This is a genomic window from Algoriphagus sp. (assembly GCF_029254265.1).
GTDB lineage: Bacteria > Bacteroidota > Bacteroidia > Cytophagales > Cyclobacteriaceae > Algoriphagus.
Genome location: NZ_JAQWXX010000059.1, coordinates 24,859 through 32,855, shown reverse-complemented (window position 1 = coordinate 32,855; position 7,997 = coordinate 24,859). Strand labels below are relative to the sequence as shown.

The following is a 7,997-nucleotide window of genomic DNA, read 5'->3' as shown; positions in this document are numbered from 1 at the left end:
TCTTGCTCGAGCGGGATTGGAAGTGCCGGTGGCAACCGAGATAAAGCTTTTCGGGAATCGGGTTTTTTTCAAGTCTTTCCAAAAATCAGTGTCAAATCCATTAGGAATCACTCGAATAGACGTTTTCAGATTGGGAATCAGATTGAGCAATCCTTGTTTGGGCGAAATACTTGGATCATAGCTATAGTCTTGTTTAACCAAAGCTTCAGCTACAGGCAAGATTAAGCTGCAATTTTTAAAGGAATATATGGTGGCTTTTCGGAGCCATTTTTTCCTAAAATTTCCATAATTGATCTCAGGCATATTCATGCAATCTGTGCCTCCAGCCTGGATAATGCATCTTTTTCCAAAAACTTTCCCAAACCAAACAGGCAAAACCGAATGATATCCGCCAAAAAAGCATAGGTATTGAGTTGTTTTTGGGAGGTACCAAAGCAGCTGAAAAAACTGGAGCACAAAGTAGAAAATAAGCTTAGCTGGGTTTTGGGTAAACTCCAGTGTTTTAAGCTCAAATTCAGGAGAAATCATCTCCACATCACGGTCGATAAAGGCGGTTCGGATGGGGAAGGTGTAGATGATCATTGAATACTTTTGAAAAAAAAAAGAAAAGGGAAATTACCATTTCCCCTTTAATTTCTTTCAGTTTTAGATAACCAGATTCACAATTTTACCCGGTACAATGATCACCTTCTTAGGAGCTTTACCTTCTAGCCATTTTTGAACCGTCTCGTCTGCCATGGCTTCTTTTTCGATTTCCGGTACAGAAAGTGAAAGTGGAAGATTCAACTTCGCTCGCATTTTTCCATTGATCATCACAGGATATTCAAAGTTACTTTCTACCAAGTATTCTTCCTTGAATTCCGGGAAAGTGGCTTCAGTAATTGAGGTCGAATAACCCAATAAGCTCCAAAGTTCCTCGGCAATATGTGGAGCGTAAGGGGAAACCAAAACGGCTAATGGCTCAAGGATTCCTCTTTTGTTAGATTTCAGAGCAGTCAATTCATTTACACAAATCATAAAGCTGGAAACTGAAGTGTTGAAGGAGTGATTTTCCATATCTTCTTCCATCTTCTTAATCGCTTTGTGAAGCGCTTTCAACTCGGCCTTGCTTGGCGCTTCATCCGAAACTTGGAATTCTCCGGTAGGAGTGTGGTATAGGTTCCAAAGCTTTCTCAAAAACTTGAAAACGCCATCAATTCCGTTGGTGTTCCAAGGTTTGAACTGCTCCAAAGGTCCCAAGAACATTTCGTAAGATCGAAGCGTGTCTGCACCGTATCGCTCGATAATATCATCCGGATTGACTACGTTGTATTTGGATTTGGACATTTTTTCAACTTCAGATCCGCAATGGTATTTACCATCCTCCAAGATGAATTCTGCGTCTGCCAAATCCGGTCTCCAAGCCTTAAACTTGTCCAAATTCAGTTGGTCATTGTGAACAATATTCACATCCACATGCATCGCAGAAGTGTCGTAATTGTCTTTTAATCCAAGACTGACAAATTTATTTTCGCCTTTAATTCGATAAACAAAATTAGACCTACCCTGAATCATACCCTGGTTGATCATCTTTTGGAATGGCTCATCGATTGAAACTACCCCTAGATCAAATAAGAATTTGGTCCAGAATCTTGAATAGAGTAAGTGACCTGTAGCATGCTCTGAACCTCCGATATATAAATCCACAGCTCCCCAATAATCAGCTTTTGCTTTGTCTACAAACTCAGTGTCATTTTTAGGATCCATGTATCGGAAGAAATACCAACTTGATCCGGCCCAACCTGGCATAGTACTCATTTCCAAAGGAAATTCACCCTCGGAAGTCTTGTAGGTCCAGTTTTTGGCACGACCAAGTGGAGGTGCTCCATCCTCGGTTGGCAAATATTTATCTACCTCAGGTAATACCAAAGGCAAGTCTTTTTCTTCAATTAAATAAGGCAATCCTTCTTTGAAATAAACTGGAAGTGGTTCGCCCCAATAACGCTGACGGGTAAAAATCGCATCTCGCATTCGGTATTGAATCTTTCCTTTTCCGATTCCTTTTTCTTCCAAAAATTCAATCGCTTTGATCATCGCATCCTTCATGTAAAGGTTGGAGATGAAGCCGGAGTTAATTATTAGCCCTCCCTTTCCAGGGAAAGAGCCGTTTTCCATAGAGCCTTCGATCACTTGTCTGATCTCCAGCCCAAAATGCTTCGCAAAATTGTAATCCCGTTCATCATGAGCTGGAACGGCCATTACGGCGCCAGTTCCATAACCTGCAAGTACGTAATCTGCTACCCAAATCTGGATTTCTTCTCCGTTAAAAGGATTGATTGCGTAGGAGCCAGTGAATGCTCCGGAGATGGTTTTTACATCACTCATTCGCTCACGCTCAGAGCGATTTTTGGCAACTTCAATATAAGCTTCGGCACTAGCTCGCTGATCCTCGGTAATGAGTGCTGCTGACAAATCACTTTCTGGTGCTAAAGCCAAATAAGTCACTCCAAAAATTGTATCTACTCGTGTGGTGAAAACTTTAATGGTCTCAGATGAATCCTTTACCTCAAAAGTCACTTCAGCACCGATGGATTTCCCGATCCAGTTTCGCTGCATTTCTTTGATAGGCTCAGACCAATCAACTTTTTCAAGACCTTGAAGTAAGCGATCTGCGTAGGCAGTGATTCGCATAGACCACTGCATCATTTTCTTTCGCTCGACTGGATGGCCACCTCGCTCAGAGAATCCGTCTTTAACTTCGTCATTGGAAAGTACAGTACCTAAAGCAGCGCACCAATTCACGGTTGTCTCTGCCAAGAAAGTCAAGCGATATTTGAGCAGCATTTCTTGCTTTTCCTTTTCGGAAAAAGCTTTCCAATCCAAATGGGAAAAAATTGGCGTTTCATCATCGCAAATGGCCTTTACATTCTTGTTTCCTTCTTTTTCAAACCGAGAAATTAAGGAATCGATGGAAAGCGCTTTATCTGCTTCTTGATCGTAGTAGCTGTTGAAAAGCTGCATAAAGATCCACTGCGTCCACTTGTAATAAGCCGGATCTGAGGTACGAACCTCTTTACTCCAATCGAAAGCAAATCCAATATTTTTTAATTGCTCAGTGTAGCGAGTAATATTTTGTTCCGTAGTGATAGCAGGATGCTGACCAGTCTGGATTGCGTATTGCTCAGCAGGCAAGCCAAATGAATCATAACCCATAGGATGAAGGACATTGAATCCCTTTAATCGCTTAAATCTTGCGATGATATCAGAGGCGATATATCCTAGTGGGTGGCCAACGTGCAGGCCAGCTCCAGAAGGGTAGGGGAACATGTCAAGCGAATAAAACTTAGGTTTGTCAGGATTTGGCTCAGCCAGGTAAGTTTGATTCTTTTCCCAGTATGCCTGCCATTTTTTCTCTATTTCCCTGAAATTGTACTCCGCCATGATTGAATTATTGATGATTTTTAAGCTAAACGCCTGCAAAAATAGAAAATTCATGCGGCTTTGGTAATCAAATCTCCAATTCCTCTCAGTCTAACTTTTATTCCATTGGTCAATTTTATTTCAATCAGAAGTTGCTTTTTCTTACTTTCCACTCAAATAAAACCACCAATCAAATGAATAAAACATTAATAATAGGATTGATTGCCACTTCGGTAGCAGTTTTTGGGCTTTCGACAGAGTCATATTCTCAGAAGAAAATGTCCGCCAAGCAGATCGACGCTTTGAAGCAAGAGGTTGCAACCTTGGTCGAACAAGATGCTAAATTGAGTCAGGTGATGGTAGATAAGGTTTTCAGCTTTGCAGAACTTGGATTCCAGGAAGTTGAATCATCTAAGTATCTCACCGGGATTTTGGAAAAAAATGGATTCACTATAGAGAGGGGTGTCTCTGGAATTCCGACTGCATGGTTTGCTACTTGGAAAAATGGAGAGGGGCCAGTGATTGCGCTTGGTTCAGATGTAGATAATATTCCTAAAGCTTCCCAGTATCCAGGCGTTGCTTACCATAAGCCTATAGTTGAAGGAGCACCGGGTCATGGTGAAGGTCATAATGCGGGAATTCCTTTAAATATCACGGCAGCTTTAGCTGTGAAAAAAATCATGGAGCGTGAGAATGTTGGAGGTACTTTAATTCTTTGGCCAGGAATCGCCGAAGAGTTGGTCGCTGCGAAAGCTTGGTATACTCGAGATGGGCTTTTTGATGATGTAGATATTTGCATTTTCACCCATGTGGGAGATAACCTTGGGGTAAGTTATGGACAAGCAACTGGTACAGGATTGATTTCTGTTGAATACACCTTTTCAGGAGAAGCTGCTCACTCTGCAGGTTCACCATGGCGAGGAAGAAGTGCATTGGATGCAGCGGAATTAATGAATGTGGGTTGGAATTACAAAAGAGAGCATTTGGACCCTTTGAAGCGGTCTCATTCTATCTTTACAGATGCTGGCGATCAGCCAAATGTAGTTCCTTCGAAAGCTTCGATTTGGTACTATTTCAGAGATGTGAAGTATGATGGCATCATGGAAATGTACGAAATCGCTAATAAAATGGCAGAAGGTGCAGCTTTGATGACAGATACAGAAGTTACTTCTAAAATACTTGGTACAGCCTGGCCAAGACACTTTAATAAAGTGATTGCGGAAAAGATGTATGCTAATATTTTAAAGGTTGGTTTGCCGACTTGGTCTGAGGATGATCAAGCACTTGCCAAAGCTGTACAGACAGAAGTTGGGGCAAAGAAAATAGAAGGTTTAGATACCAAATTAGATACACTTGGACTACCGGTAAAAGTTCCGATTTCTGGTGGGTCGGATGATATCGGAGATGTTTCGTGGGTAGTTCCTACGGTAACTTTGAGATTTCCATCAAATATTCCAGGTCTTCAGGGACATCACTGGAGTAATGCAATTGCAATGGCTACTCCAATTGCGCACAAAGGTGTAACTGCTGGAGCAAAAGCTGAGGCAATGACAATTTTGGACTTCTTGTTACAGCCGGAATTGGTGGATCAGGCATGGGATTATTTCAAAAATGTCCAAACCAAAGAGGAAACTTATAAGCCGATGATTTCGGCTGAAGATGCACCGCCGATTTATTTGAATACTTCGATAATGAATCAATTCCGTCCTCAATTGGAAAAGTTTTATTACGATGAGACGAAGTATGATACCTATTTGGAGCAGTTGGGGGTAACCTATCCTACATTGAAAAAATAAGGTTGTAAGGTTTCTAAAGTCAAAAAGTGGTAAAGTTGAAAAACCTTACCACTTTTTAGCTTTTAAACTTCCCAACTTTAGAGTTACCTTTGCCTTATTAATTCACCCAGCGGTCGAATCACCCGCTTTACCAAAAATTCAAATGACTCTCGAACAACAAGTTGCTTCCGGCAAATCCTTGCCCTTGATGGAAGCTTTTTACACGATACAAGGCGAAGGTAAATTCACAGGGCATCCGGCATATTTTATCCGTTTGGGAGGCTGTGATGTAGGCTGTGTTTGGTGCGATGTCAAGGAAAGTTGGGAAGCTGGAAAATGGCCAGTCCTATCAATTGAAAGGATTGTCGAAGAAGCATGTAGCTATCCTGGTAGATTGGTAGTAATCACAGGGGGAGAACCTTTGATGTATGATTTGGGTCCATTGACAAAGCTTTTGAAAGAAAAAGGCTTCACCACAAATATTGAAACTTCCGGTGCGCATCCTTTTTCAGGAGATTTTGATTGGGTTTGTTTTTCTCCCAAGAAATTCAAAAAACCCCATCCTTCAATCTATGAAGTTGCAGATGAATTAAAAGTGGTGGTTTTCCATCAAAGTGATTTCGCTTTCGCAGAGGAGCATGCCAAACTGGTAAAAAGCGAATGTGAACTTCGTTTACAACCTGAGTGGAGCAAAGCAGAAAAATTTACTCCCGAAATTGTCGAATACGTTAAAAATCGACCTTTTTGGAAAATATCCCTCCAAACTCATAAATTTATGGCTATACCATAAACCCATGCGCCTTTACTTCTTTGGAATTCTGTTTTTTGCAACACTGTGTTTTGCGCAGGCACAGACCTATTCCATTATTGATTCAAGAGCTATTAAGTTTTTCAAGGAGGGGGAGGAACTTACTCTTTCTCGAAGATACGATGAGGCAATACAGAAGTACCAAGATGCAATTGAGCGTGAGGGCTCATTTTTAGAAGCTTATCTTAAGCAGGCACAATTACTAATTACCCAAGGGAAGTTAGAAGAAGCTGAGAAGGTCGCCCTTGCTGGAAAAAGTAGACTCAATGGAAAAAATGCCACTCAAAAGCATGCGGCAGATTTTGGTTGGCTCTTTACAAACCTCTATTTGAATCAGGGTAAGTTTGCTAAGGCGTATCAAACTTTCATGGAAGCAGATCCCATTTTAGAGGATTCTTTCAAAACCTCCATGTATTATGTCGAGATGAAAGCAAAGATGGAATTTCTTCAAACTCAAATCGGCAACACAAGAATCATTGAAAAGGAGATACTCAGCAATCCTTTGAATGAATTTAAACTCCAATACTTCCCTGTACTGACAGCGGATGGAGAGCAAATCCTTTTTACTAAAAGAGACGGAACCCAGAATACAGATAAAGAGGATATTTATATGTCATTTCTTTCGCCAGAAGGAAAATGGACAAAGCCTTCAAGTATCTCCCAAACGATTAACTCCATCTATAATGAGGGAACTTGCTCTGTAACGGCAGACGGGAATGTATTAATCTATACCTCCTGTGATTCACCAGATACCGAAGGGAGTTGTGATCTTTACATTGCATACAAAAAGAATGGTATGTGGCAAAGTCCTAAAAATATGGGCAAAAAAGTGAACTCCAGATCTTGGGACTCTCAGCCTTCACTTTCCGCAGATGGTCGAATTTTGTTTTTCTCATCCAATCGAAAAGGAGGTTTCGGAGGAAATGATATCTGGTATAGTATTCTTCAAAATGATGGCTCTTGGGCGGAGGCCAAAAATCTTGGCAATGTTGTAAATACCCCAAAAGATGAAATTAGCCCTTTTATGTTTTTCAATAATGAAATCCTTTTTTTTGCCTCCAATGGGCATGATGGATTTGGAGGGATGGATATACTGCTATCAAGAGTAGTGGATGGCGAATTTGCCAGGCCAGAGAATCTCGGTTTGCCAATCAATGACCAGTTGGATCAGGTGGCGCTTTTTATTACTGCCCAGAAGGATTATGCTTACTTTACTGAATTGACCAGTGAAGAAGGTGATAATGACCGCTCTCTTCTCTATCGCTTTAAATTCCCGAAAGAAATATACCTTGGCGAGAACTTAACTGTAACTGAGGGAAAAGTATACAATTCCAAAACTGGAGAGCCAATCGAAGCAACCTTGTCATTAGTATCTCTAACCAATGACAGCACACTATATCAATTCAGGTCAGATGGTAAGACAGGTGATTTTACCATGCTCTATCCCGACAAGGCGATTTCAGGACTGTATGTCGAGAAGCAGGGTTTTATTCCCAAAATATTCAATGTGGAGCGGGACAAAATACAGAATGTAAAAGATCTGAAGATTGAGCTGGTGCCTGTTGCTAAGGGTGAGGAGTTCGTTTTTGAAAATGTATTCTTTGAATTTGACAAATACGATCTCAAAAATGAATCAATCTCTTCATTAAAGCGATTGTTGAAGTTTTTAACAGAAAATCCAAATGTTAATATTCTGATTGTAGGTCATACAGATAATATAGGTCGCCAAGCTTACAATTTACAGTTGAGTTTACAGCGGGCACAAAGTGTTAAAAATTACCTCGTCGAAAAAGGCCTTCACCCAGCAAGAATCATGGTTGAAGGAAAGGGAGATATTGAGCCGATGGTTCCAAATACCTCCCTCGAGAATCAGGCTTTAAACCGAAGAATAACTATAAAGGTTCTATAGGTTTTACAAAGGCTTCGTTTTTCAAGTAGGAAAGTATACTAATATTATTTTTTCAAAACTATTAATATAATTACATTTTTAAATGTGTAATATATTCAGTTAATTA

The 7,997-nt window shown here is 40.6% G+C and carries 4 protein-coding genes and 1 pseudogene; 3 read left to right on the top strand and 2 right to left on the bottom strand.

Annotation, left to right across the window (positions count from 1 at the left end):
• Together P8O16_RS09120 and leuS are read right to left on the bottom strand one after the other, a co-directional pair.
• Positions 1 to 582: pseudogene (locus P8O16_RS09120) on the bottom strand (glycosyltransferase); the annotation flags it as partial.
• A 63-nt stretch (positions 583 to 645) separates the two neighbouring features.
• Positions 646 to 3,420 carry a leucine--tRNA ligase gene (gene leuS, locus P8O16_RS09115; RefSeq protein WP_300313583.1) on the bottom strand — a complete coding sequence of 925 codons (2,775 nt, stop codon included), beginning with the start codon at positions 3,418 to 3,420 and terminating at the stop codon, positions 646 to 648.
• A gap of 173 nt (positions 3,421 to 3,593) precedes the next feature.
• On the opposite strand from leuS, the gene P8O16_RS09110 reads away from it, so the two are divergent.
• The 3 genes from P8O16_RS09110 (at position 3,594) to P8O16_RS09100 (ending at position 7,891) form a co-directional block, all read left to right on the top strand.
• Positions 3,594 to 5,195 carry an amidohydrolase gene (locus P8O16_RS09110; RefSeq protein WP_300313580.1) on the top strand — a complete coding sequence of 534 codons (1,602 nt, stop codon included), beginning with the start codon at positions 3,594 to 3,596 and terminating at the stop codon, positions 5,193 to 5,195.
• Positions 5,196 to 5,337: 142 nt separating this feature from the next.
• A complete protein-coding gene (locus P8O16_RS09105; protein ID WP_300313578.1) occupies positions 5,338 to 5,964 on the top strand; it encodes a 7-carboxy-7-deazaguanine synthase QueE in 627 nt (208 codons plus the stop codon).
• 4 nt (positions 5,965 to 5,968) lie between these two features.
• Positions 5,969 to 7,891, top strand: a complete 1,923-nt coding sequence (locus tag P8O16_RS09100) for an OmpA family protein (RefSeq protein WP_300313575.1) — start codon at positions 5,969 to 5,971, stop codon at positions 7,889 to 7,891.
• The last annotated feature ends 106 nt before the right edge of the window (positions 7,892 to 7,997 follow it).

What these genes read in the sequence shown, in the direction of transcription:
- P8O16_RS09100 (WP_300313575.1), top strand. Translation starts at nt 5,969, where the DNA reads ATGCGCCTTTACTTCTTTGGAATTCTGTTTTTTGCAACACTGTGTTTT.
- P8O16_RS09110 (WP_300313580.1), top strand. Translation starts at nt 3,594, where the DNA reads ATGAATAAAACATTAATAATAGGATTGATTGCCACTTCGGTAGCAGTT.
- leuS (WP_300313583.1), bottom strand. Translation starts at nt 3,420, where the DNA reads ATGGCGGAGTACAATTTCAGGGAAATAGAGAAAAAATGGCAGGCATAC.
- P8O16_RS09105 (WP_300313578.1), top strand. Translation starts at nt 5,338, where the DNA reads ATGACTCTCGAACAACAAGTTGCTTCCGGCAAATCCTTGCCCTTGATG.